Source organism: Alkalibacterium indicireducens, assembly GCF_039522005.1.
GTDB lineage: Bacteria > Bacillota > Bacilli > Lactobacillales > Carnobacteriaceae_A > Alkalibacterium > Alkalibacterium indicireducens.
Window position 1 is genome coordinate 1 of record NZ_BAAADA010000050.1, and the last position, 1,969, is coordinate 1,969.

General features: G+C 41.7%; 2 protein-coding genes. Both read left to right on the forward strand.

Translation table 11 applies throughout. The features are described from left to right. Positions 1-282: 282 nt before the first annotated feature. The gene (locus ABFX15_RS03710; RefSeq protein WP_346024157.1) at positions 283-1,401 is read left to right on the forward strand and encodes an NADH-dependent flavin oxidoreductase; all 1,119 of its coding nucleotides are present in this window, start codon (positions 283-285) and stop codon (positions 1,399-1,401) included. 72 nt (positions 1,402-1,473) lie between these two features. Then, positions 1,474-1,770: a HesB/YadR/YfhF family protein gene (locus ABFX15_RS03715; protein ID WP_346024158.1), complete on the forward strand. Its 297-nt coding sequence runs from the start codon at positions 1,474-1,476 to the stop codon at positions 1,768-1,770. Positions 1,771-1,969 lie beyond the last annotated feature (199 nt).

Below are 1,969 nucleotides of genomic sequence, written 5' to 3' on the forward strand. Positions count from 1 at the left end.
GCATTTTGCCGTCCGCAGAGTTGTGTACTTTTACCCTGCAATCTTATGTATTTTTATCTTGCCATAAACAGAAACAGACACCCGGGCTATCAGATACATTAACATTCAATTAACCTGTAACCTCTTTTACGTATCTTCATGAGACTATCAAAGAAGTCCTCTTATCTTTTCTTCATCTCACGTTAATTGACATCCCTGTATATTCAATCTAAAATAAAGAAGAACTTACTTTTTTACAGTAAACTATTTTATTTTGCTGTATATCCCAGTGGAGCGAATACAATGACTTATTCTTTTTTACAGCCATATACTTTTAACAATGGCACCACTTTAAAAAACCGTATACTCATGGCACCTATGACCACCAGTTCCAGTACTTCTGAAGGATATGTCACTGAAGAAGAGCTGATTTACTATTTGGTCAGATCAGGGGGCCCTGGAGCTGTCATCACCGCCTGTGCTTATATTGCGTCAGAAGGCCAGGCCTTTCCGAACGGGATGAGTATTGCTAAAGATAAACACATTGAAGGGTTGAGTAGACTGGCTCAAATCATTAAACTTCAAGGTTCAAAAGCGATTCTCCAGATTTATCATGGCGGACGTATGAGCCAGAAACAGTACACCGGAGGGAGACAGCCGATTTCGCCTTCTCCAATCAGAGCTGAACGTCAATGGGCCGACACCCCTAAAGAGCTGACTGATTCTGGTATCCATATCCTCATCCGCCAATTTGGAACAGCCGTCAAACGTGCTATCGATGCAGGGTTTGATGGTGTGGAGTTACATGGTGCAAATACCTACCTGCTTCAGCAGTTTTTTTCTCCTCACTCGAATCAGAGAGAGGATGAATGGGGAGGGAGTCTGGCTAATCGCCTGCGTTTTCCCATCGCAGTCGTCAAAGAATGCCAGTCGATCATTAACGAGTACGCACAAGAAGGCTTCTTACTAGGTTACCGTTTTTCTCCTGAAGAAATCGAAACGCCCGGTATACGTCTGACAGATTCGTACCATCTGATCGATGCATTAATTACTGAAAACATTGACTATCTTCACTTGTCTGTCAATTACTATTATCAACCATCCTTAGTGGGCTTCCGAGAGTACCAAACTCAGATTCCCAATCAAATTGGTCAGTATGTAGCTGGACGGGTACCGCTAATAAGCGTTGGAGCTATAAGAACAGCTGAAGATGCTGAAAAGGCTCTACAATACGCTGATCTCGTATCTTTAGGGAAACAGCTGATCATGGATCCAAAATGGGTACAGAAAGTTGAAGAACAGAAGGAACAAACTATCCGCACTTCTCTCGACTTCTCCAGGAAACACGAATACCAGATTCCTGAACCTCTTTGGTCAATAATTACGACGGTACCAAACTGGTTTCCCGTTGATAAGTTATAGATCAAACCATGGTATACTATAATTGTGCCTGAATACACTAATAAATGAACGTATATAGAAAGGAACATGATAATGGACATCACAATCACAAACAAAGCAGTGAGCTGGTTTGAAAAAGAACTGCTTCTGGAAAAAGGGGATGCCATCCGATTTTTCGGAAAAACATACGGCAGTACTGAGGTCCATGAGGGATTTTCGGTAGGAATGAGTGTAGATCAGCCAGAAGATGATGTTCTTGGAAAAACTGAAATCAACGGCATCACTTACTTTGCTGGAACACAAGATGACTGGTTTTTCAATCGCTATAACCTTGAAGTAGACTACGATGAACAAAAAGATGAACCAATCTATCACTTCAACGAAAACTGATCCAATTTCATCGGATATAAACACACCCCTCTTGAGCTATACAGTATTTTACTGGAGCTCATGGGGGGTGTGTTCTAACTATTTATCTAACTAAACGTAATAGGGTGTTGCTTAAATAAGGGTACAAAAAAACTCCGCAAGCAGGGCTCGAACCTGCGACAACACGATTAACAGTCGTGCGCTCTACCAACTGAGCTAT